This window comes from Bizionia sediminis (assembly GCF_042684585.1).
In the GTDB taxonomy this organism is placed as follows: Bacteria; Bacteroidota; Bacteroidia; order Flavobacteriales; family Flavobacteriaceae; genus Algorimicrobium; species Algorimicrobium sediminis.
Genome location: NZ_JBHULS010000029.1, coordinates 1 through 555 on the forward strand (window position 1 = coordinate 1; position 555 = coordinate 555).

The 555-nt window shown below is 43.8% G+C and carries 1 protein-coding gene; it reads left to right on the plus strand.

Features of this window, described 5'->3' with window-relative positions:
- A partial coding sequence (locus tag ACFSQP_RS13115) for an HYR-like domain-containing protein (protein ID WP_449252227.1) occupies positions 1-555 on the plus strand: 555 nt, incomplete at both ends.

Here is a 555-nt window from a genome sequence, read left to right on the forward strand (position 1 = left end):
ATGTTGTGGACAATACTGACGCTTGTAACATTTTAATTACACGTACCTGGACATTTACAGATGCTTGCGATAACACATCGTCCGTTTCTCAAACAATTACGGTATCTGATACTACGGCTCCTGTAGCGCCTGCTGCGCCTGCCGATGTAACTTACGAGTGTATTTCTGAAGTACCAGTGGCGCAAGAATTGACCGCAACAGATAATTGTGGTGGTACTATCATGGGTGTGCCTGCTGATGTTGTGGACAATACAGACGCTTGTAATATTATCATTACACGTACTTGGACATTTACAGATTCTTGCGATAACACATCAACAGTATCTCAAACAATTACCGTGGCTGATACTACGGCTCCTGTAGCGCCAAACGCGCCTGCCGATGTAACTTACGAATGTATTTCGGAAGTACCAGTGGCGCAAGAATTGACTGCAACAGATAATTGTGGCGGCACTATCATTGGTGTGTCTTCAGATGTTGTGGACAATACTGACGCTTGTAATATAACAATTACACGTACCTGGACATTTACAGACGCTTGCGATAACACATCGA